25 protein-coding genes are annotated in these 22,654 nt (G+C 45.0%); 15 read left to right on the top strand and 10 right to left on the bottom strand.

The genetic code is table 11. The annotated features are described in order from the left end of the window. The first annotated feature begins 51 nt into the window (after positions 1–51). Genes egtB through METBU_RS0107270 form a run of 3 tightly spaced genes read left to right on the top strand, consistent with a single transcriptional unit; the run spans position 52 to position 2,606 of the window. Positions 52–1,326 (top strand): ergothioneine biosynthesis protein EgtB, encoded by a 1,275-nt coding sequence (gene egtB / locus METBU_RS0107280; protein ID WP_017839986.1) that lies wholly within the window; start codon positions 52–54, stop codon positions 1,324–1,326. Further along, positions 1,323–2,288, top strand: a complete 966-nt coding sequence (egtD, locus tag METBU_RS0107275; protein ID WP_017839985.1) for an L-histidine N(alpha)-methyltransferase — start codon at positions 1,323–1,325, stop codon at positions 2,286–2,288. The genes egtB and egtD overlap by 4 nt, the downstream gene beginning before the upstream one ends. A gap of 36 nt (positions 2,289–2,324) precedes the next feature. Further along, complete coding sequence (locus tag METBU_RS0107270) at positions 2,325–2,606, top strand: DUF427 domain-containing protein (RefSeq protein WP_017839984.1); 282 nt, start codon at positions 2,325–2,327, stop codon at positions 2,604–2,606. Between the two features lie 236 nt (positions 2,607–2,842). Here METBU_RS0107270 and METBU_RS0107265 read toward each other — a convergent pair whose 3' ends face one another. The 4 genes from METBU_RS0107265 to METBU_RS0107250 all read right to left on the bottom strand — a co-directional run bounded on the left by METBU_RS0107265 (position 2,843) and on the right by METBU_RS0107250 (position 5,578). Further along, a complete protein-coding gene (locus tag METBU_RS0107265; RefSeq protein WP_235726387.1) occupies positions 2,843–4,069 on the bottom strand; it encodes an IS4 family transposase in 1,227 nt (408 codons plus the stop codon). A gap of 25 nt (positions 4,070–4,094) precedes the next feature. Continuing rightward, the gene (locus METBU_RS28005; RefSeq protein WP_017839982.1) at positions 4,095–4,268 is read right to left on the bottom strand and encodes a hypothetical protein; all 174 of its coding nucleotides are present in this window, start codon (positions 4,266–4,268) and stop codon (positions 4,095–4,097) included. Between the two features lie 393 nt (positions 4,269–4,661). Further along, positions 4,662–5,204: a glutathione peroxidase gene (locus METBU_RS28980; protein WP_017839981.1), complete on the bottom strand. Its 543-nt coding sequence runs from the start codon at positions 5,202–5,204 to the stop codon at positions 4,662–4,664. A gap of 71 nt (positions 5,205–5,275) precedes the next feature. Then, on the bottom strand, positions 5,276–5,578 hold the full coding sequence (locus METBU_RS0107250; protein WP_017839980.1) for a VOC family protein: 303 nt from the start codon (positions 5,576–5,578) through the stop codon (positions 5,276–5,278). Positions 5,579–6,403: 825 nt separating this feature from the next. On the opposite strand from METBU_RS0107250, the gene METBU_RS0107240 reads away from it, so the two are divergent. From METBU_RS0107240 to mobH, 5 genes are all read left to right on the top strand, one after another. Further along, a protein-coding gene (locus tag METBU_RS0107240; RefSeq protein ID WP_085986395.1) for an IS3 family transposase occupies positions 6,404–7,602 on the top strand; the annotation gives its coding sequence in 2 pieces (ribosomal slippage) (positions 6,404–6,680 and positions 6,680–7,602; 1,200 coding nt in all). Positions 7,603–7,907: 305 nt separating this feature from the next. Beyond that, positions 7,908–8,099, top strand: a complete 192-nt coding sequence (locus METBU_RS23575; protein WP_017839977.1) for a hypothetical protein — start codon at positions 7,908–7,910, stop codon at positions 8,097–8,099. 49 nt (positions 8,100–8,148) lie between these two features. Continuing rightward, positions 8,149–10,092: a diguanylate cyclase domain-containing protein gene (locus tag METBU_RS0107230; RefSeq protein ID WP_017839976.1), complete on the top strand. Its 1,944-nt coding sequence runs from the start codon at positions 8,149–8,151 to the stop codon at positions 10,090–10,092. A gap of 850 nt (positions 10,093–10,942) precedes the next feature. After that, positions 10,943–11,089 carry a hypothetical protein gene (locus tag METBU_RS28000; RefSeq protein WP_017839975.1) on the top strand — a complete coding sequence of 49 codons (147 nt, stop codon included), beginning with the start codon at positions 10,943–10,945 and terminating at the stop codon, positions 11,087–11,089. A 4-nt stretch (positions 11,090–11,093) separates the two neighbouring features. Next, positions 11,094–12,965 (top strand): MobH family relaxase, encoded by a 1,872-nt coding sequence (mobH, locus tag METBU_RS28700; RefSeq protein WP_017839974.1) that lies wholly within the window; start codon positions 11,094–11,096, stop codon positions 12,963–12,965. Positions 12,966–13,571: 606 nt separating this feature from the next. On the opposite strand, the gene METBU_RS0107215 is transcribed toward mobH, so the two are convergent. Further along, positions 13,572–13,799 (bottom strand): antitoxin, encoded by a 228-nt coding sequence (locus METBU_RS0107215; RefSeq protein ID WP_017839973.1) that lies wholly within the window; start codon positions 13,797–13,799, stop codon positions 13,572–13,574. A 219-nt stretch (positions 13,800–14,018) separates the two neighbouring features. Between METBU_RS0107215 and METBU_RS0107210 the strand changes: the two genes are divergently transcribed. Both METBU_RS0107210 and METBU_RS0107205 read left to right on the top strand, forming a co-directional pair. Continuing rightward, the gene (locus METBU_RS0107210) at positions 14,019–14,327 is read left to right on the top strand and encodes a type II toxin-antitoxin system HigB family toxin (protein ID WP_017839972.1); all 309 of its coding nucleotides are present in this window, start codon (positions 14,019–14,021) and stop codon (positions 14,325–14,327) included. Continuing rightward, positions 14,317–14,676: a helix-turn-helix domain-containing protein gene (locus METBU_RS0107205; protein ID WP_026130086.1), complete on the top strand. Its 360-nt coding sequence runs from the start codon at positions 14,317–14,319 to the stop codon at positions 14,674–14,676. The genes METBU_RS0107210 and METBU_RS0107205 overlap by 11 nt, the downstream gene beginning before the upstream one ends. A 259-nt stretch (positions 14,677–14,935) precedes the next feature. Here METBU_RS0107205 and METBU_RS0107200 read toward each other — a convergent pair whose 3' ends face one another. From METBU_RS0107200 to METBU_RS0107185, 3 genes are all read right to left on the bottom strand, one after another. After that, positions 14,936–16,141, bottom strand: coding sequence for a tyrosine-type recombinase/integrase (locus tag METBU_RS0107200; RefSeq protein ID WP_017839970.1), 1,206 nt, complete (start codon positions 16,139–16,141; stop codon positions 14,936–14,938). Positions 16,142–16,933: 792 nt separating this feature from the next. Next, positions 16,934–17,266, bottom strand: coding sequence for a DUF5615 family PIN-like protein (locus METBU_RS0107190; protein WP_017839968.1), 333 nt, complete (start codon positions 17,264–17,266; stop codon positions 16,934–16,936). Next, positions 17,263–17,496 (bottom strand): DUF433 domain-containing protein, encoded by a 234-nt coding sequence (locus METBU_RS0107185; RefSeq protein WP_017839967.1) that lies wholly within the window; start codon positions 17,494–17,496, stop codon positions 17,263–17,265. The genes METBU_RS0107190 and METBU_RS0107185 overlap by 4 nt, the downstream gene beginning before the upstream one ends. Position 17,497: 1 nt before the next feature. On the opposite strand from METBU_RS0107185, the gene METBU_RS27995 reads away from it, so the two are divergent. Next, complete coding sequence (locus METBU_RS27995) at positions 17,498–17,659, top strand: hypothetical protein (RefSeq protein ID WP_175421669.1); 162 nt, start codon at positions 17,498–17,500, stop codon at positions 17,657–17,659. A 213-nt stretch (positions 17,660–17,872) separates the two neighbouring features. On the opposite strand, the gene METBU_RS28975 is transcribed toward METBU_RS27995, so the two are convergent. Together METBU_RS28975 and METBU_RS23570 are read right to left on the bottom strand one after the other, a co-directional pair. After that, positions 17,873–17,995, bottom strand: coding sequence for a hypothetical protein (locus METBU_RS28975; protein WP_017839965.1), 123 nt, complete (start codon positions 17,993–17,995; stop codon positions 17,873–17,875). Positions 17,996–18,431: 436 nt separating this feature from the next. Then, on the bottom strand, positions 18,432–18,611 hold the full coding sequence (locus METBU_RS23570) for a helix-turn-helix transcriptional regulator (RefSeq protein WP_014149272.1): 180 nt from the start codon (positions 18,609–18,611) through the stop codon (positions 18,432–18,434). A gap of 269 nt (positions 18,612–18,880) precedes the next feature. Here METBU_RS23570 and METBU_RS0107165 point away from each other — a divergent pair, with 269 nt between their 5' ends. The 4 genes from METBU_RS0107165 (at position 18,881) to METBU_RS0107150 (ending at position 22,623) form a co-directional block, all read left to right on the top strand. After that, complete coding sequence (locus tag METBU_RS0107165) at positions 18,881–19,549, top strand: hypothetical protein (protein WP_017839964.1); 669 nt, start codon at positions 18,881–18,883, stop codon at positions 19,547–19,549. 372 nt (positions 19,550–19,921) lie between these two features. Continuing rightward, complete coding sequence (locus tag METBU_RS25200) at positions 19,922–20,644, top strand: hypothetical protein (RefSeq protein ID WP_017839963.1); 723 nt, start codon at positions 19,922–19,924, stop codon at positions 20,642–20,644. 79 nt (positions 20,645–20,723) lie between these two features. Continuing rightward, entirely contained in the window at positions 20,724–21,635 is a 912-nt protein-coding gene (locus METBU_RS23560; protein WP_138767130.1) for a hypothetical protein, read from the top strand. 58 nt (positions 21,636–21,693) lie between these two features. Continuing rightward, complete coding sequence (locus tag METBU_RS0107150; protein ID WP_017839961.1) at positions 21,694–22,623, top strand: IS1595 family transposase; 930 nt, start codon at positions 21,694–21,696, stop codon at positions 22,621–22,623. The last annotated feature ends 31 nt before the right edge of the window (positions 22,624–22,654 follow it).

The following is a 22,654-nucleotide window of genomic DNA, read 5'->3' as shown; positions in this document are numbered from 1 at the left end:
GTCTCTCTCCTTGCATCGCTTGCAATTGCTTAAACTTTTAACGAATTCCAAATGTCATCTTTATTAAAACCTCACCCGGCTAGACCGGCAAATTGGCGGCAAAAATTAATTGAAGACTATAAGCGTGTCCGCAATATCAGCCTTCAAGTTTGTGCGCCGTTGATGGTCGATGATTATCAAATTCAAAGCAGCGTTGAAACCAGTCCGCCCAAATGGCATTTAGCGCATGTGACCTGGTTCTTTGAAACTTTTCTTCTGGAAGCATTCGATTCGGATTATCGCCCCGTCAACCCGGAATACAGTTATTTGTTTAATTCCTATTATCAGACGGTTGGTGCAATGCATGCCCGGGCGAAACGCGGTTTATTGTCACGTCCGACGGTTGAACAGGTGTTTCATTACCGTTCTGAAATCGATAACCGCATCTTGAATTTTCTGGATGACTGCGACGAATCCCTGTGGCAACAAGCTGCTTTTCGTCTGACTCTGGGCTTACACCACGAACAGCAGCACCAGGAATTGCTGTTCATGGATATCAAACACAACTTTTGGAATAATCCCTCTAAACCGCGCTATCTGGAGCGCTTCCAACCGGCGATTAAAATAACCGGAAAATTAGATTGGGAGCAAAGACCAGGCGGCTTGGTAAAGATAGGAATCGATAATAATGATGCCTTTACATTTGATAACGAGACACCTAGGCATCAGGTTTGGCTGGAACCACACCTCTTAAGTTCTCGGCTGATTACAAACAGCGAATTTTTGGACTTCATAAAAGACGGAGGCTACTCCCGCCCCGAATTGTGGCTATCAGATGGCTGGAGTCACATCCAAAACAACCAATGGAGATCGCCACTTTATTGGGAAAGCCATGACGGCCAATGGCTTGAGTTCACCCTTTATGGACTTGAGACGCTGAATCCGTCCGCCCCTGTCGTGCATATCAGTTATTATGAAGCAGATGCTTATGCCCGATGGGCTGGCAAGCGGCTGCCATCGGAAGTCGAAATTGAAACAAAATTACTGGAAATACCGGTAACAGGCCATTTTAGTGAAAGTGGCATTCTTCACCCGCAAGCCGGTGAAGGTCAATTCTATGGCTCGTTGTGGCAATGGACGGCTTCGCCTTATATGGCTTATCCGCGATTTAAACCGTTAGAGGGCAGTATGGGTGAATATAACGGGAAATTCATGTGCAACCAGTGGGTATTGCGAGGTGGTTCCTGTGTCACACCAGAGAATCATATCCGCCCAACTTACCGTAATTTTTTCTATCCACAGGATCGCTGGCAATTTGCCGGTATTCGTTTAGCGGAAGACTTATGAACCTACTAAGCCAAAAAATCAGTTTCTACGATTTCAAGCCTGAACTGGAAAACTTTCGTGATGCAGTGATTAAAGGTCTATCCCGCGGACAAAAACAAATACCTCCCAAGTTTTTTTATGATGAAACCGGATCTCAATTGTTTGAAGCGATTCTGGAACAGCCGGAATATTACATTCCTAATGTTGAACGCGACCTACTACAAACATACGCGGATGAAATTGGTCGACTGATTGAGCCGGGATCGGTATTGATCGAACCCGGAAGCGGTAGTTGCGAGAAAGTACAGTTACTGCTTGAAAGTCTGCATCCTTCCGCCTATGTACCGATGGATATTTCCCGTGAGTTTCTCAAGCAATCGGCCTGCAGTTTAAGTCAGAAGTATCCCTGGTTACCTATTTATCCAGCCTGCCTTGATTTTACTCAACAGATGATATTACCTCATGGTATCCCGCATGGGAGGCGTGTCGTATTCATTCCGGGTTCTAGTCTGGGTAATTTTGACCCGCTGGAAGTTCAGCATTTTCTGACCGGTATACACCGGATAACCGGCAAAGGCGGTGGTTTGCTGGTTGGACTTGATCGCAAAAAGGATCCATCCGTCTTGAATGCTGCCTACAACGATGCTGCCGGCATCTCCGCAGAATTCAATCTTAATCTGCTCACCCGTATCAATAATGAACTGGGCGGTAACTTTGACCTCGATCGCTTCGAACATCGTGCTTACTACAACGATCAGCGAGGCCGTATTGAAATGCACCTGGTCAGTAGCGAAGATCATGATGTCAGAGTTTCCGACCAAGATTTCCGATTTATAAAAGGCGAATACATTCATACTGAAAATTCATACAAATATAGTCCTGATGAATTTATTACCCTGGCTAATTCCAGCGGCTTTAGGTTGCTCAAAATATGGTCTGATGACAAGCATCTCTTCAGTATTTACTTTCTTGAAGCTAGTTGAAAGCCTGAATCATTTAATACAACAAGGAGCAAAATTATGAAAGCTATCTGGAACAAAGTTATCATTGCCGAAAGCAATGACACAGTGATGGTCGAGGGAAATCATTATTTTCCTGCAGATTCGGTCAAAGACCAATTCCTTAGAGAAAGCAACACGCACACTTACTGTGCGTGGAAAGGCAAAGCAAGCTATTACGACATTGTCGTGGAAGATGCGATTAATCGCGATGCCGCATGGTTCTATGCCGATCGCAAACCGGAAGCGTTAAATATTAAAAACTACATCGCTTTCTGGCGTGGCGTAGAAGTTATTGAATAAAGTGTAAAGTGGATGCTTCAATCGTCTTGGATTAGCACAAACGGTTTACTCAGCAGAAGATGTGACCTGTCTTCAAGTCGTTCTGAATTACGCTGTCGAAAAAAGCCATTTTAGCTAATTTCTGTGTTCCCGCTTTTTAATCTCAAAATATCTCCTGATTAGCAAGTTTCTTCATCTAAAGCCCAAAAACCAGGATATCCCTAGCAGGCCGGGGTTTGCAACCCATACGCATCAAGCTAAGCGTAGCTCTCCGCAGCTAAACCGTTATCGAGTTCCTCCGACGAGTCTGAGAAGCTGTCCAAGTATCCTACTTGTTGTGCAATCAATTGCCGAGTCGTGCGCCGCTTTCGCTTGGCTTTAAGCAGCCTTCGCAGGTTACCTAACAGCTTACGCATCAGCGTGTCGAACTGCCGCGCGACAAAGGCTTTCAAAAACCGATTCTGTCGCAACAACCATTGGATAGCTTTGTCAAAAGACAGTTCGCGACCTTCGTTTTCCGCCTGCCGTGCAGCCAGCGCGAGCAACCGTTGCACGGTCAGAATGACGATCAGACGCCCATAGAGAAGACATCGGATACGTTCCGGACGCGTGCCTTTCAAGAGGTCGATGCAGAACAACGATTTCCAGTGTTTAAACGTCAATTCGACTTGCCAACGCAAGCGGTACAGGGTACCTAACGCTTCTTTCGGCCAAACATCGGCGGGGACGTTGGTCATGAAGAAGCTATACTTGAGAAATTTCAAGTAGGACAAGCGCGCCCGGCGCCCTTTGCGTTTGGCCGTTTTAATCGCCGCTTTTTGTCGCTTCCGGTAGACCTCTTGCGGCAGCCGATAAACCACTAAGCGGATGGGCAGACGGTGTTTCTCACCGGCAAACAGCGAAAACTCCATCGTTTGCTGACCACCGCCGAAACGATTGATGTACTGGATCAGATTAATCGGTGACGCGGCTTCATCGGCGCTCTTATAGAGATTGACGGTATAGCTGAGTCGGCTTAAGAAATACGCACCGATCAGCATGATTTGAGCAAAGGCGGCCAAACTGAAATAGCCCAAATCTCGAATGATCAAATCTCCCTTACGCACTCGCGCGAGCACGTCTGTGGCAAAACCCTGATCACTGTCGGTGCCCTGACGTATCGCGATATGTTCGGCCCGTTCGTTTTTGACGTCATAGCTGAAATCGATTTTAACGCTGGCCGTGCTGGCGTTACCGCCACTCCCTTGGAACGCTTCGGTCAAGGCTTCGTTCACTTCGATTTGGCTACTGTCTTGCAGTAAAACCCGAGGAAACGGAGCTAGCCATGCGGCTTCTTGTGCCGTCAACGGCGGACCGACCGTCTCGCGCAAAGTCTTGGTCAGCGCCGCTTCCATAAACTGTACCGCACCATCGCTGTTCATTCGCCCGCACAAGGCTTGCGGCGTCAGATCCACGCCGCTTCGTTCCTCCAGGCTATCGCACAAACCTTCATAGCTAATCGTCGGCTCGCTAAGCGTATCGACCGTCAGCAGATTTAAAAAAATCGCTGCCGGTCAAGCGACTCGTGCTGCGTTGAATAAATCCGCTAGACTTGGCCAGGGTTTCACAGGTTTCTTCGTCGAACCAAGTTGCTAAATACTGGTCAATTTGATGTGTGAGCGTTTCAATCGGGGCGGCTTCCATTTCTGGTTATCCATTGAGTAATGTGGACCGCAAACTATACATCCCAAAGCGGATTTGTGAAACCGCGTAGTACGCTCTCGACCACCAAATCGAGGATGGCGATTTTTAGCTTGATGCGTATGGGTTTGCAACCCCGTGCCGCAGAAGTGGCTGCGGCTACAACTGGCCTCCGCTCGGACACTTGGCTTCGGCAAGTTTAAGCATCTTGCTAATCAGGGAATATCTTGGAAATTTTTGGTGATCATAGGCTATAAAGCGCCAGTTATTATCTCAAAATCTATAAAGCAGTCATTTTTCTGACCTGAGAATCGGTAAATTTCGACACCCTGGGTCTGAACACCAAGTTGAGTTATAACTCACCGTAAATCGTTCAATGGGCTAAAATTTAAAACTTTACTGAGTCGTAATTAAGGCTTGAATTTTCGCATCGAGCTGTTCGGGTGTGACACTGCTTTCAAATGCTGAAATGTTTTTACCGTTTGAGCTAATAAGATATTTGTAAAAATTCCACTCAGGTGCCTTACCGGTAGATTCGATCAAGTCTTGGAAGAATTTATTTGCATTTGGGCTCTTGATCTTACTCGTTTGGAACATTGGAAAAGTAACACCGTAATTGATGTAACAGACTTTTGCGGTCTTCGCTTCTTCGGCAAACTCTTGATTGAAATCATTGGATGGAAAGCCCAGAATAACCAAACCTTGATCTTTGTATTTTTGATACAGTGCTTCTAAGCCTTTAAATTGTCCCGTATAGCCGCAATTACTGGCCGTATTAACTGCCAAAATTATCTTCCCTTGATAGGCTTGACAAAAATCAACTTGCTCACGCGACCTTAATTTGGTCATTTTGTAATTCAATAATTCAGTGCATGGTTCGGCCCAGACGACTGGCGTTATAAAGAATAAAAGGCTTATCAGTAAAAATTTAGTTTTCATGAAGGAACCAATGTCATCAACATAATTTGAAAAAATTCGTTGCCTATAAGTTATCTTACAGATAACTGAAGTCAATTCTTGCCGTCCAGCTGAATCATTTCGATATGGTTGCCTGCAGGGTCTTGAATATATACCGAAGCAGTTCCGTCCCTATGAGTGTTTAAAGTACCGTAATGGTCTGCGTTTTCAGAGACAATAGCGAAATGAGGTGGATGTTGATTCGGCAAAACCAAGGCTAATGCAACATTGGAAAATTGAAGTAAAGCCCATGTTTCATCCTCATACACCACTTTTACGTCATATTGTGTTTTGTACCACTCCGAGGTCTCTTTGATATTTCCCACTTGAACGGCGATGTGATGAATAGTGTCCATGGATTTCAACTCCTATTGCTCGGCAAGCATAGCAAGCCTAAGGTAAACGATAATTTAAGCCTCGCCATAAGGCATTCATTCTGATTTTACTCCAATTATGGCTGAAGAATCGCGTGTTTGAATACAATGATGCCGTGCAAAGGTCTTGCGCCCTGGAAATAACCTACAACTCTTTAATCAAAGTTCCACCGACCTGTAGCCTGTAACAACCCATGATCGTCATTGCACGTTTTCTCAATATGCTATCGACTGACGGTATTGGCCAATTTAACACTCTGAGGAAGTGACAAAACGGTTTTGTACCGTATAACCGAAACAGCCCTTTAAATCGGCCTACGACTTAGATGCCATCAATGTTCGTTGTTGGGCACTATCCGAAGTAAAGCCATGGCCGGTTCGGCCGTCATTTTGTCGTTGCACCGACGCTGAAAATCTTGGAAACGGAGCGCCAGCGAAGTGAAGATTTTTAGTCCCCGATAGCCGTAGCGCCGGGTGTTTTGCCGGAGTCTGCGCGAATAGCGCAGGCGGAGGCAAAATACAAGGCATCGCGACACGGCGTAAAGCCATTTGTGGGAGTGCTACGGAGCCGCATCGAGTTTACGATGATGTGGCGTAGTGGCACGGACGCAGGGCGAATCGGGGCCGCCGAAGGCAATAATCGCCAAGTAATTTTTCGCTGCTGAAATCGGACGGACCCCATTTCAGCTTTCGCGAAAAATCTTGGCGCGCTTGTTATTAAATGCTTGAGCTTTTTCCAATTATAGTGGACCCCAAAATCCAGACAATAGTTTAAGATGGTGTCTATCATAAAAAAGGTAGGCGAGAATGAGTGAAAAAAAGCGCACGTTGATGACCAGTACACAAAAGGCTAAAGTGGCACTGGAGGCTGTAAAAGGGAGTAAAACGGTTAATGAAATAGCACAAGACTATAGTGTTCATCCGACCCAAGTAGGTCTATGGAAGAAGGCTTTATTGGAAAATGCCAGTCAATTGTTTGACGTAAAGCGTGGCCCCAAGGCCATTGATCCGCAAAGCGATCCAGAGCGCTTGTACGCCAAGATTGGCCAGCTCAACATGGAGCTGGAATGGCTTAAAAAAAAGTCCGGGATCAACCTTTAAGCCTGCGTCAGGGCTGGATTAATTCAAGTGCTGGACTGTCGGTAGCCGCACAGTGCCGACTGGCTGGCATCGCACGATCGACAGTGTATACGGACAAGCACGAAGTAGATGAAGTCGAACTGATGTTGCTACGCTTACTGGATGAAGAATATACTCGGCATCCCTTTTATGGCAGCCGGAAAATGACGGTTTGGCTACGCATGCAAGGTCACGCCGTGAACCGAAAGCGTGTGCAACGCTTGATGCGGATATTGGGCCTGATTGCGATGGTTCCAGGCCCGAATACTAGCAAAAAACATCCTGAACATACGGTTTATCCGTATTTGCTCAGAGGGCTCAGTGTGATTCGCCCGAATCAGGTCTGGAGTACGGACATCACCTACATCCGGCTCGCACATGGTTTTGTATACCTGGTGGCGATTATGGATTGGTACAGCCGCAAAATCTTGGCTTGGCGGGTGTCGAACACGATGGATGTTGGGTTTTGTGTGGACTGTTTAACGGCTGCTCTCAAGCAATACGGAGCACCGGAGATTTTCAACACCGACCAGGGTTCGCAATTCACCAGTGACAAATGGGTCGCTGTGTTACAAGAAAACAGCATCAAAATCAGCATGGATGGACGGGGGCGAGCATTGGACAATATCTTTGTTGAACGTCTCTGGCGGAGTGTTAAGTACGAGGATATTTATCCGAAAAACTATGTTTATATGCCTGAGCTATTGTTGGGGTTGACTGAGTATTTTGCCTTCTACAACGGTGAGCGATATCACCAGGCATTAGGCTATAAAACACCTGATCAAATCTATCAGACAGCGGAAGGCGGTGGGGCAATGATTGTGGATAAATTTAACGAACGGACAGATAAAGAGACTACCGGCGGACTCCATGTGGACAAAGCGTGAATTTCCTTCGGAACGTGTGGATAAGCTGATAGAAAACTGCTTAGGCAGTTTACCACGAGCTTACCCACACTAATTCACCCTTTGACCACATTCCGCCGCAGCAAGCATGATGGAATATCAAAATGCCTGCGGCGCAATAATAACAATTTAATAAAATGAAAAAGGAAATGACTTAATTTTTGAGTCATTGGTTTAGACAATAGAGAAGAATTGGGGCAGCGCCAGTCAGCTGTAACAAAGACAACACCCTCTTAAACTCGGTGATAAATTGTCTGGACAATGGGGTCCACTATACTGGCTTGATTATGCAATTCAATATTGGCACAGTAGTTATCGGTGAATCGGTTAATTTTGCAGGCCATAAAGAGTGGCTCACCGAAGCGGGCATTCAAATCATTGATTTGAACGATGCCAACTGTATCGCGTTGATGCACCGATTTATCCAGAAGTCGCCGCACATTTGGCTTGAAGATATTGGAGAATGCGACCTTGCCTAAACTTATGCAACTTCTGACGATAGGTTGCCTAGTCTTCAGCAGTCTTTCAGTGTGGGCGACAGAACTAGATTCAGTTACCCTGCAATTAAAATGGCAACATCAATTTCAATTCGCTGGCTACTACGCCGCGAAGGAAAAAGGCTTTTATAAAGACGTAGGACTGGATGTCACGATTATTGAAGCAACGCCTGATATAGATGTTGTTCAAGAAGTGATTAAGGGGCGCGCTCAGTTTGGTGTTGGCACTAGCGAATTGGTTTTAAATCGTCATCGAGGTGAAAAAGTGCTTGTACTTGGCGTTGTTTTACAGCATTCGCCGTTAAGTCTAGTGACCTTAAAAGAATCGGGTATTGATAACATTCATAAATTACTTGATCGAAAAGTGATGATTGAAGCCAATTCCTCAGAGTTGTTCGCCTATTTACAACAAGAAGGCTTTACTAAAAAGGCCTTTAAGTTAGAGCCTCATAACTTTGATTTAAGCGATTTACTGGCGGGTAAAATCGATGCAATGTCAATCTATGAAACTGACGAACCCTATCTACTCAAGCAACAAAAACGCGCTTTCAATCAATTTAGCCCGCGAATGAGTGGTATCGATTTTTATGGTGATAATTTCTTCACCACAGATACCGAATTAGAAAAACACCCACAACGCGTGGAGGCATTTAGAGAGGCAACGATGCGCGGATGGCATTATGCCATGCAGCATCCTGACGAAATTGTGCAGTTAATTTATAAAAATTATTCGCAACGCCACAGTATTGAACATTTACGATTTGAAGCAGCGATGATGCACGATTTAATGCAGCCTGAATTGATTGAAGTGGGTTATATGAATATGGGTCGCTGGCAGCATATTGCTGAAACGTATCATAAACTCGGCCTATTGCCAGAGAATTTCGATGTTGAACCCATGTTACATTTTCCGCTCTCGGCAGATTATTTAAAAAATCTTAAAATCAAACTCTACTATATGGCAGCTGGCTTAACGCTGTTAATTTTATTGTGGATTATTTTGTTTCGTTTTTATAGAACTGCGCGTATTAATGAAACCAAGCTCAACACCGTATTCAATAATACGCCATTAAGTATGATAGTGCTGGATGCGAACAACCGAGTGCTACGCTGGAATACTGAAGCCGAAAAAACTTTTCTCTGGCAGGCTAAAGACATAATTAAAAAAAACGTTTTACTCATTACCCCTCCAGAAAAACACGCGGAAGTGGAAGCGGTTCTAGCGGCTGTGCGTAAAAATCACCGTATTATGCACCACGAAAATATCAACATCAGAAAAGATGGCAGTGAAGTTTTATGTCAATGGATGAACGCCCCGTTTAAGCACAATCAAAATCAATCTGACTTCATTATCTGCATGGCGCAGGACATTACCGAACAAAACCGTTTGAAAGAAGCTCTTGAACACGCCGCACATTATGACAAGCTAACCTCGCTGCCAAATCGCGCCTTGATTCTAGAAAAGCTGAAACAATCGATAGAAACTGCAGCGAGACACAAAGCTAAAACGGCTGTTTTATTTCTCGACTTAAACGGTTTTAAAGCCATTAACGATACGCTAGGACACGAAGCAGGCGATATAGTATTGGTGGCTGTTGCCCAACGTCTCCCCCAAGCTATCCGCGAAAGTGATTATGCGGGTAGATTAGGTGGCGATGAGTTTTTGATTATTTTGCAAGACATAGGCTCACTGGAAAATGCACAAAATATTGCTAATAATGTTCGGGCTTTAGTTTGCCAACCTTGTGTGATTAACACTGAAACTATCAGTGTCGGTGTCAGTATCGGCATCAGCCTTTATCCAGACGACGCGACAAACATTAATGCCCTGATACACCAAGCTGATCAAGATATGTATCAGGCTAAACACACAAGGGATTTAACAAAAAATAAAATACCAAATAACGACATTATGCATGCCTTCAGTTTCGCAGGAGAGCAAAATTTACCAACAGATTCAGGAAATGGAGGATAGAGATAGTTATTTTTCTGCGTTGAAAGAACAATTACAGATAGATTTGAAAGTATTCACGGATTTAGTGCCGTAAAACCAGTTTGACGGCAGTTTCGCGCCCGCTGTATAGGATCTTATATGAACACAATTCAAGATGCTACAACCATATCCTTAACCAACGTAACCCAATCCATTTACATGGAACTTGTGCCGTATTCATAATACCCGGCTTTAGCCCGCAGCTGGTAAACAACCTGCACAGGCCGTTCGTGATCGGTGCAGTCCGTAAACTCACCACACCGGCTGCTTTTGGCCTTACACTTGCCATTGGCACGTTTACTTCGTCTGACTGCTCTTGGCCGTTCGGTGAGGCCGCCAATGTCTTTATGGAACGCTTATGGAGCGTTAAGTATGAAAATATCTATATCAAAGCCTGAATTACGCGGCACCACATGAAGTCTCGGCTAGTAGACATGCCGCGTGACAGGCCTATGGACAAAGCGTGAATGTCCTTCGGGCTGTGTTGATAAACTGATTCACCCTTTGCCCGCAGTCTGCCATGAACCGAAAGGTCTGCGGCGCAATAATGACAAGTGATATTTTTTTAAAGAGCAGGTTTCACCTTAAATTAGACCATTTTCTGCATTGACGTTAGGGCTCACTTTAGATATGACTATTGCAGGTCTTTCGGTTGATATTTTCAGGCATCTACACATAACGCACCTCGCAGTCGAACCGGAAATTGTATCGACCACAAAGTCCTATAAAATAGAGAATACATTTATCTTGAGCGACACGACGACTCCAAAACCTGCATCGCTTTTAATCAGAGGTTTGTTGCCCCAGCGTTATTCGGCGATTGGTCGTTGGTATGCGGGAGTGGGGCGGGGCAGGTTCATTCGAAACTGAGCGTAAAAATGGGTTTTATCTGGAGTTGCAGCCATCGCTGCCGCATCGCTATGTCGCTCCGGATGGGTTACTGCAAGAATACGGCAAGAAAGTGCTAGGAGATGAGTAAGCCCATGTTGTATTTTAACTGGTTGAAAAAAGACAGGAATAAATCCGAAGCAACCACACCGGTACCGCCCAATGTTCCCGGTATTCTGACCGTTCGGAAAGTCGACGATCTGTTGGCTCGCCACAAGGGACTGATTGTACAAATCAATGAATTGGCCGGTTTATCGGAACGCAATTACCACCGCTATTATCTCCATGCGATGCGCAATTTCGCACGATTCGTACAACTGTTGCCGGCCTCGGAAGTGCATCATCATGCCGGCGCCGGAGGCATGTTGACCCATACCCTGGAAGTCTGTGTCAATGCGTTGAAGATACGACGGTCGTATCTTTTATCGGAAACCGGCGGTGCCGAGGAAATAGCGGCCAAACAAGATTTATGGACCTACGCCGTTTTCCTGGCCGCGCTCTGTCATGACGTGGCCAAGGTTGCCGTCGACCAAACCGTGACCGTTTACGATCTTGACCATCAATCAAAGTCGTGGTCGCCTTGGGAGTCGTTTTTGGACGAGCAGGGCGCATGGTATAGCACGGAATTCCAGCATGGCCGGCAATACCGTTTACACGAAAAAGCGTCATTATTATTAATCCATCGGATTATTCCTGCCTACGCATTGAATTGGATCTCAGGTGATCGATACATTTTTGCTCACTGGTTAGCGTGCGTATCGGGCGACATCGACAATGCGTCATCTATCGGGGAGATTATCGGGATCGCCGATGGCAAATCGGTGGCCACCAATTTAGGTGCAGACTCCAGCCGGATGCCGGTGGTCAAGACTAAACCGTTGCATGAAAAAATGCTGACCGCTTTACGCTATTTATTGAACGCAGGAGAGTTGCCGTTAAACAGAAACGGAGCCGCCGGCTGGATCAGCGGAGAAGACTGTTGGTTGGTGAGTAAACGGACAGTGGATGCAATCAGAGATCAATTAACCCAGGAAGGCCATACCGGCGTACCCACGAAAAACGGCCGATTGTTCGATATTCTTCAGGAGCATGGCGCTTTGATCCCGTGCGGCGACAAAGCCATCTGGACGGTCGTTGTCGAAGGGGAAGGGTGGCGTAATGAATTGACCATGATCCGCATTGCAGTGGCGAAAATTTGGAGTAATCCTGATAATCGACCGAACGAATTTGAGGGACGCATCATCCCGGCCGAAGTGGAGGCATCAACGAAGTTAGACGCTTCGGCGGGAAATGAAAAAAGTCGGCCAGGTCCTAAAGCAACGCCAATGAAGACCGGTTCGGATCAAGAACTAATCGAAGAATCGCAGTACAATCAAGGAAACGAGCCGAGTTTGACCATGGAAGCGGAAGACGAATCACCGGCTTCAAGCCGACAACAACTTAGGCACGATTTCGACTTGCAGAATTTCTTACCCTCGGACGATAGCTCCCTCGATGAAAGTCAACCGGTAAATCCCGATCCGGATGCCATCAAAACAGAATCGATAAACTACCCCAATGCACAATCGAAATCGGCTGTACCGGTCAATGATGAAACGGACGATCCGGCCGAAACGTTTTTTGCATGGCTACGCAACGGCATACAAAGCGGCGAAATAAAAACCAATCGGCCCAAAGCTCGCGTGCACATAGTCGATGAAGGCGTCGCTCTAATGACGCCCGGTATATTCCAAGATTATGCTTCGGCACAAACCAACGGCCGCACAGACTGGGCGTCCATCCAGAAAAAAGTATTGAAGAAAAATTGGCATGTGCGGGATGTCCAAGGCTTGAATGTGATCAAATACCGAGTCGAAGGCGGCAGCAAATCGGCTAAGATCAATGTGATACTTTTTCATGAGGTGTCGCTGGTATTCGGGGGAAAAGAACCGCCAACGGCTAATCCGCATTTGAACCGAATTCGGTAAATGTCAACTACGTTGATACTTACCGCTTTATCCAGAGCTTGAGCTTCCAGCACCCATAACAAGTGCTCATTCTGCGGGGTGCGCAATTCGCCGAGTAAAGGCAATTCCCGCTCGTCGTTGCCACTCAGCGGCTGCCGCGTTGATAGGGTAAATCGAATATTTCTAACAGTTGGCTGATAACCGCGCGACCTTTGGCAACCGGTTCACTGGGTGGCTGCGGGCAGTGCAGGCTGTCAAGTTTTGGTTGAGTGCCTCCCGCACATGTTGGTTAGCCTGGTATAGACCAATCTTCCAGTCGGAGGCCAGGAACCCTTTGAAACTCTGATGTGTTATTGGTCACTAGCGTTGCTTTGATGGCTAGTGCATTTGCGGCAATTAAAAAATCCATGGGGCCAATCGGCGTCCCTTGTGCCTGTAAGATTGATCGAATAGGGCCGTAAGCTGCGGCCGATGCTGGTTAAAGTCGATTACTTCGAAATCGAGTAAAAAGCGTTCCAGCCGTTTGGCGTTATCGTTTTGTTTTTTACTGGCCGCGATACCAAATTCCAGTTCCGCCCCGCTGATTGAGCAGGAGGATGCATATATTGGTATCGAGCAAATAAAAATTCATTCAACATCCCGTTCCTGAAGTTCGGCCGGCTGTTGACGCTCAATGTCCATTGGTCCAATTTCCTGTAACATGGCTAACAAGCTTTCTGCCCGGAAGCGTTTGGGTAACAGCACAACCATGTCGCCCAGCTTTTTGATGACAACTTCATCTTCATCAAACCGAAAATCCTTTGGTAATCTGACAGCTTGGCTGTTGCCGTTTGTAAAAATTCGCGTGGTTTGCATAGCACTCTCCACTGTTAACTAAAATGTACATCCTTAATATATACATCAAAACTCGGGATGACTACTTCTTTAATCAATCGTGCCGGTTTGAATAAAAGGAGGATTAAAGCGAAGCGTGATTGGTGCCCGTAATAGGAGTATTTTCTTTTCTGATGTTGAGCTTGATGTGTCGTGGGATTTTACTTATAATTACTCCCAATATGGGAGTAAGAAGGGCCTATGCGGGTCATTGCAAAAAGTACTTTAAAAAAGTTTTGGGAGCAACCCGCTTACCATGATGCCCAAGGTCCTCTTGAAAGCTGGTACGAGGAAGCCGTTAAAGCTAATTGGACTTCGCCGCAAGCGGTCAAATTACACTACGGTAATGCGAGTATCTGTAATAACAATCGCGTAGTTTTCAACATCGGCGGTAATAAATACCGATTAGTTGTAGAAATGCAGTATCGAGCGGGTATTGCCTGGGTGAAATTCATTGGCACACATGCTCAATACGATAAGATTAATGTCGAGAATATCAATGAATATTAAGCCTATCCGAAATGCCGAAGATTTACATGAGGCTTTTGAACGCCTTGAACTCATTTTTCAAGCCGAAGAAGGTACGCCGGAAGCCGATGAAATGGAAATTCTGGTAACTTTGATTGAAGCCTATGAAAACAAGCATTACCCGATTACTCCGCCAGACCCGATTGAAGCCATCAAATTCAGAATGGATCAGCAGGGCTTGACTCCTAAAGATCTACAAGTTTTTATTGGGAGCAGCGGAAGAGTTTCCGAAGTGCTCAATCATAAACGTCCATTGAGCTTGAAAATGATAAAGCGCTTGCATGATGGTCTTCATATTCCATATGAGAGTTTGTTAGCGGAAATTGCTTAACTTGTACTATTGGATTTCACGGTTGATATACAGGTATGCATTGCTATCCCAATTATTTTTCCAGAATCTACAAATCCAGATAGTAGATTCAGTACATTGCCGTTGCCTCACGAAAGTTGAATAGCACCGGATTATTTGTGTGAAGATAAAGCGGCAGGGTGCTCCGCTTCGGCATTTTTACGCGGATTTTGACTGGCATTTACAGGTAACATTACGGATTTAATTGATAATAATCATGCGCTTTAGAGTGATGATTATTTTATTTCGGTAGATGATTCTCCAGGTGGTAACACCATTTTTCAAGCGCTTCTCTTTTTTCCGGTAAATAATCCCAGCGGTCATAGTGTTTTGAACTCACATCGTTCATCGCATGATTTTGAATGATGTCGCGAATGGATTTATGGATGCCTATTTCCCCCATCCGTGTCTTAACGGTTCGTCTTAAATCACGCGGGGTAAAAACAGGAAAGTGTGGAGAGTTTTTTTGTATTTGTGTCAGGGTATGACCAAGAGATGTTTTGTTGATTGAAACCGCTGGATTATATCGACCCGGCATTAAAAAATCGGAGTTGCCGGAAAATAGCATAAGCTCTTCTAATAGCTTTTGAGCCAATGGGACGATTGGTAGCAAATGCCAACGCTTGTTTTTAATCCGTTCGGGTGGAATAGACCAAACTTGGCTTTGAAAATCGAATTCTGATTTTTTGGCTCCCGTTAATTCAATGGGACGAAGACCATAAATCAGGAGAAGTTTTATCGCCAATAGCGTTGGGGTAGGGATGTTAAAGTTTTCAGGGTGCCAAACAACAGCAATTTCCTCAAATGAAAGGGTACGTTCCCCAACTTTTTCTGCGGCTGCATTTTTAGGGACGGCTGACACCGGATTGGCGGCAATATTAAAAACATAGTCGTCGCTCAAGCTTTTGGGATCGTTGTCGTGAAAAATTCCAAGTTCGAAAGCCCGATGAAGATAAGAGCGCACCCGATTGGCTTGAACGGTAGCTCCGCGTTGAATGATCGCGTGTAATATTTTTCGGATATGAGGCGGTTCAATGTCTTTGGCCGGCGTATTTTTATCGATCATCGTAAAGACGTTGTATTCGATGTCCGCTTGAACTTTTTCCCACGAGCGTTTACCTTCAAGACGCATCTGTTCAATATAATTGCTGATCAGATTCTCAAGACTGCCATGAAGCACTTCGGGAGTTAGACTGGTATGCGAGCCCTGTAATAACTGTTCACGATTTATTCTGGCATTGTCGCGAGCCTCGGAAAGTCCAATTGACGGATAGCGTCCAAGGTTCAAGAATTTTCTTTTGCCATTGAGTGCATATTGAAGAAAAAATGACTTCGAACCGGAAGGCGTTACTTGGATACCAAAGCCTTTATCGACCCCTTTTTCGTAAAGCCGATAAGGTTTGTTTTTGGGCTTCAACCCTTTGATGAGGTTGTCTGTAAATTTCATGATGCCATGCCGTTGTGTTTTACAATTTCAACAAAACGAAATTTTACGCAAACGATTGAAACAAAGAATGGTTTGCGTCAAATTGACATTATCATTTCAGAGATCGCCAATAAAAACAGCAAAAAACCGTTAATCAATTTCGAAGGGTTTTTCTGCTGTAAAATGGCTCTCCCACATTAACAGTGGTTTTTTTCGAATAATCGGTGAAATCTTTAGCGTTCAAATGAAGCCCCAGAAGAAATGTCGGCTGGCATTCGATGGTAATGGTTTGTTGTACGGCGGCTTATTATTTCAATTAGCCATAAGCCTGTGCTTTATACTGGATTCGGCTCAGTACAATTATTTGGCAAAGCTTGCTGATCATCTCACGATGCTCAAAGGTGAACACCATTAACGTAAATAGTGATTCGCCTGATTGTTAGTCAAATTGTCTTTGGCGGAAATTCCATTTATATTCCGGACGTTATCGTTGAGTTGGATATTGGTCTCACCTTGATCGTTGAAACTAAAGGCCAATACAACGACAACGCAATCTTAAGGCCAAAGTCGCTGAACGCTGGGTTGATGCACTTAATCAAGCCGGTAGTTTCGGGTTCTGGCAATATGTTGTGGCGAAAGATCCAACCGAATTGCCCAAAATCTTGAATGATTTTTTTCTGTTTCTCAATGGGATGCGTTCGATCTTGAATTTGGGATATCACTTACTTCAACTTGCTACATTTAAAACAAGCATTTATACGCTAATGGGTATTCTTAGTGCTGGCTGATTTTGTCCAGGAATTTTGAGGGAGCTTACAGTATCTGCAAAAAGGAAAGCTCAGGATTGTCGTGAAATTCGCGTATGCCATCCACTTTGTTTCTCAGCAAAAGCTGAATATGTCGATTGCTACAATTTCCGCGCCTTATCCAAATGACTTTTGGCGGATAACCTAATAAAGCGCTTTTGTCGTAAAAGTCTGAATCTTTGCTTACCAGTGTGTAGCCGTGGTGCTTTGCATATTCCCAGACGGCATGATCAGATTCGCCGCCTAAGCCGATTCGATCGACATGAGCAGAGCCGGGGAACGCGTCAATTAAAGCGGCTACCAGCTTGGGCGAAAGATTCTCATCAAACAACAGCTTCATGAATTGATAACCATTAAATGCTTTTCGCGGTCAGCAGCATAAGCTAGGCAAGCTCGAATATCGGCTTGCGTCAAATAATCGAAATCCTCCAATATTTCCGCTTCGGTCATGCCGGAAGCCAAATATTCAAGAATGTCATAAACGGTGATTCTTAACCCTCGGATACACGGTTTGCCGCTCCGTTTGCCGGGTTCAATGGTAATAATCGAATGGTAATCTAAGTCTGTCATCGTGATGATCCTTAACGGGTGCCGCCTTCATGGTCTTGGCTTTAGGATTGATATAGCCGCCGGTTATGTCATTGTCGGTTTATGGTTCGCTAATGCCTTGAACAACGAAAAGGGTATCATGATCGCATCGCCGATTGTCAAGAAAGTGCGTTTCAGGTCGTGACTACTAAACTCGATTCTGGTTTCTTTTAACACTTGAGCTATAGGTTTACACGAGGAATGTTTTTTACGACGTCTTTGGTGTCGCCGGTCAATGGTTGCAAGTAATAATGTCAAGAACCAAATGAAATTCGCCGAATCTAAATTATTATTGGTAATAATTCAAATGTCTGGATGCTACTCAATGCAATGACCGGTGGGGTGTTGGAAAATGCGATCATAACAACAAGGTTTCTCGTGCAAAGTCATCTGTCGTATCTTCCAACAAGATCGCACCGGCATCAAAAGTGATTCGCCCGATTGATAGCAAATTGTCTTTGGCGAATATGGCAAATTCCATAGTGCTTTTTTAGTGCCTTTGGTAGTGCAATGAAATGAAAAAAACGGAACCTTGAAAACAACAAGAAAAATATTTTTCTTTGTTATATCAATAAGAACGAGCTAAAATGAATCAATGTAGTATAGCTTGAAAACAGTTGAATTGGGCATTTTATCGACTGTTAATCACTAGGTCGGCGGTTCGAGCCCGTCCGGGGGAGCCATATAAATCAAAGGCTTAGTAGAAATACTAAGCCTTTTTTTTGCCAAAAACATTCAATAATGTCGCGTTAAATGTCGCTTTGTGCAGAATAATTGTAAGTTAGGCAAAATCAAGCCGGGATGAATTTAAGTGGCATCATAACGAAACTCAGAAATTCGCAGGCAAGTCCTTTTCTCTCAAACTGATCACGTTGAGATGTGATTGATTGAGGATTTATTTTTTCGTTTTAGAACTGTTAAAGTTCAAAATTAACTAAAGCGTCAAGATCTTCTTTTTTACAGACGGTTGCTCTCGGACTTATCTTCGCAGTGGGAATTTTGCCTGCGGCGACTAGTCGCCAAAAGGTTGCGATACTAATGCCCAAATATTCAGCAGCAGTTTTGGGTCGAAAATAAACTAAAGGCGGCTCGTTCATGACGTTTTCTCCTCTTAAATAACAATGTCAGTGTGGATATCACAAATCGTCAAGCGATGTTGGCAAGTATCTTTTGTTATTTATTTGATGAATGCTACATAAAACCCTAGTCAGCAAACTAAGGGTTTTTGTTGTATGAGGTAGAAAAGCATTTAGGCCCTTTTTTTTGACCAAAATTCCTACAGTCTCCCGGTGGGGGGCGGTATCGGGTCGGAAAAATCTGCACGACCTGTTAAGAACAAACTTCGCATCATCATTCAATATAGCTCATGGCCGATTTTACCTTTACTCCAGCCGATTATCCCGAGATTCGTCATCGAATGATGGATTTGAACAGCAAGATTTTCAGAAAGCTCACGAAGGACGACATTAAAACCTGCGGCAAGCATTTAGGGATTTGGCATCAAAAGACATTGATGGTCAAGAAAGAAAACGAAATGGACTTGTTTACCGATTATGCGATTTACGGCTATCGTCCGAACGACTTCAACATGGCGGAGAAGTTCTTGCGTCTATTCAGCAAAGAAGCCGACGCATACGAACTTGAATTGCTGCGTCGCATGAGCAACGCGCATTATGCGATTTACCGACTGGATGAAACGAATCGCAAAGATACCATCAAAGCGGAGAATATATTCAGCAAAGCGACTTTTCAGATTATCGATTACAACATGGCGAAAGCAACTAGTTTAGGAGTGGTTCTGGCGGGCTATTTGGTCGATTTCGATGGTTTTTCGATTCAAACAGGAGGAACCGTTTTTCTCAGCAAAGAAATCCTCCAGGTGGAGCAGGTCAAACGGATAATAGACCGGATCGATGATAATGAGTTGAGTCATTTTCTGAACAAACCGGCAAACGGCGCCAAGATGGCAAAAGCGATCTTTTCTGCGACTTTCCAATTAGATAAAACCACCAATTTTGGTCATAGGCCGATTTAAACAGTCAAAGATAGACGCTCAATCGGTCGTATATCTCGTCCGGGGTAAATAAAAAAGCAAGGGCTTACGTTAACGTGTAGGCCCTTTTTTATTGACCGAGTTTCAGATGTTCTCCCGATCGGCATCGGGCGACAACAGCATGCCGCAAATCGTGACGGGGGCTCAATCAATTGCATTGTGAAGCCTCGGTATCGAGTCGGTTGAGTTGTCAGTTGCGATAAAACCACACATAATTTTCAAAGAGACGAACTAACCAATCAAAACTTGGCAATTATTTGCCTTTTACATCTATGATTGGTGGCAGATTCGAGCTAATGGTTTAAAATCCTGGCCGACGGTATTATTCGCTAACTCCCAAAGACAGTATCAAAAATGCTCCAACAGAAAAAACAATCAACAATTGATAGAGCAGATTATATCTTTCTGAGAAGACAGTTGTTGAATTGGCGGGATAAACACGTCGAAGCCATTCAACATCACCTGAATCGTGAGCTTGTCTTATTATTTCAAGAGCTGGACGCAGAAATCGATAAAATGACTTTGCGGCAAACTTTCCAAAACAGCGCCTACGTAAAAAAACATGTAGAACCCATCTATAGCCGATGGCTAGAAAATGAAGTGACGTTTTTGATTGAATCTGCCCAATACGAACTTAATGTAATCTACGAACATCGATTGGAATATGAGCGACCCGATAATGAACTGAATCATAAGGACGATAAGAAAAATGTGTTGGAAACAACCACAGCCGTTTTGTCCACAGGTGTTGCCGTTGCTGCCATACCCACAATTTTATCCTTATCAACAACTACCATATCGGCAGGAGGCGTACTTGGTTTGTTGGGAGTGACAACGACAGTGATAAGTTGGCCGGTCGCATTAACAGGGGGCGCGATTGTGTTGGGGTTGGGCGGTTTTGGCGTCAGTAAGGCAGCCAAGCTCAAATTCAATGCCGAAAAGCGCTTCAAAGACAAAATACACCAAGCTATTCGTGAATCAGTACTACCCAATGAAAAAGAAAATTCCGTATGCCAAGTTTTGCAGGCAAAAATTATCGGCGTTGCAAAAACCCTACTCGATGAGATAAAAACATGATTCATGGCATTCTTTTGCCGTCCCCGCTAAATTCTCAGCAGATATAGCTAATGGTGCTGTATATCGCATAGGTTCGTTATTGAAAGAACAGGGCACTGGAAAAATTGTTGCCCATGTCCAAGAAACCGGTATGGCGCAGCAGGTTCTCAGTGGACTAATGGGATTTCCTTTTTCACCTCTGAATACTTTAAATTTAGCCTCGGCCGCCTATACCAACGTACAACTCAATCAATTAAAAATCATGGTTGAAGGATTACAGATACTGCAATATGCCAACCTGGGCGTGGCGATTGCCGGTATAGGCGTGAGTGTAGCGGGTTTCGCTATGATAACTTCGCGATTGAAAGGTATCGAAGGACAAATTACACATTTGGCCGAGTCGATGAGGCAGTCTTTCCAGGATTTATTTGATAGGGAGTTAAGATCGCACTTTTCTCATGTTTACGTGCTATTCGAAAAAGCGGAAACGGCCGGTGCTTTATCAAACCCAACGAACGAACTGGTCAGCGTAGCTTCTCAGTTGACCGACGAAGGTGGATTTTTTCGAAATGAGATTATTCATTTATTGGAACAGAAACAATTCGATGCCGAGTTGTTTACCTCGTTAGTCAGATCGTTAGCGCTATGTAATGCCGGGCGCGTGGAATGCCTCCTGTTAGCAAACGAGCTGAAGTCAGCGCATCGTGCGGCGGATATGATAGGTCGTCATTATCGGGAGCTGTTTGATGACTTGGTTCCTACGCACTTAGCCACTAAACAAATTGCCCGGGCCAATGAACAGCACGAAACGAGCTACAGTCGGTTGCGAGAAGAACAACCGAAAATGAAATGTCTGGTACAAGGACTCAGGGATGTGACGGAAGCCGGCTTAACCAAACCGTTATTGATTGAAAGTCTGATGGAACAAAAAATAAACGGTCGAGATTACATTATGAGCTTACGTAACGAGAAACAGCATCCGCTATTGCTGTTAGAGCATACTGTATTATGAATTAAATGGCTTTAGTTAGGGCGCGGTAAGCACCAATTTTTGAGACGAAGTGAGTTACATGATAGATAGCTATTTAAAAAATGAAACAATGCGTAGTGGCACCGAAGCGCAATGTGAAGACAGTTTAGAACAGTCCCGCTGGTCCCAAGGCTTTCGCTGCCCCGACTGCGGTCATGCCGAACACTATGTGCTTAAATCAGGCGGACGCAAAACCTTCCAATGCCGGTCCTGCCGGTTACAAGCGTCGCTGATTGCGGGCACTTTATTCCAGAGCACCCACCTTAAACTGACGGTCTGGTTTCTGGGGATCTACTTGATCAGTCAGGCTAAGACTGGTTTGTCCGCCCTGGCTTTGAAACGGCAGTTGGGCGTCAGTTACCCTACCGCTTGGCTGATTCAGCAGAAACTGATGCAAGCGATGGTCGAACGGGATGCCCGGTACACCTTGGACGGCGAAGTTCAGGTGGACGATGCCTATCTCGGTGGCGAATTGGCTGGCGGTAAGGCCGGGCGCGGCTCTGAGAATAAGGCGCCATTTGTCGCGGCGCTCTCGCTCAGCCACGAGGGACAGCCGAGGTTTATCAAAATGGCGCCGATTCCGGGTTTTACCCGTAAAGCCATTGCCAATTGGGCACAAGGCGATCTCAGCCCCGGTTGTGTCGTGCAGTCCGACGGCTTGGCCTGTTTTGCCGGCGTGACCGATGCCGATTGTCAACACCAGGTAACCGTCGCCGGTGGCCGGAAACCTAAAGACCTGCCTGAGTTCTGTTGGATCAATACGGTACTGGGCAATCTCAAAACCAGTCTAGGTGGCGCCTACCATGCTTTCGATTTCGCAAAATACGGCACCCGTTACTTAGGTGCGTTCGCGTACCGCTTTAACCGGCGCTTCCGACTCGATACCATTACTACGCGCCTTATCGTGGCTGCGGCTACGACTGGACCCCGCTCGGATTATTGGCTTCGGCAAACTGAAGCATCTTGCTAATCAGGTGTCCTTATGTGCTTCATTTGAATTG

Source organism: Methylotuvimicrobium buryatense 5G (genome assembly GCF_000341735.1).
Classification (GTDB): domain Bacteria; phylum Pseudomonadota; class Gammaproteobacteria; order Methylococcales; family Methylomonadaceae; genus Methylotuvimicrobium; species Methylotuvimicrobium buryatense.
This window is presented reverse-complemented; position numbering and strand designations above follow the sequence as displayed.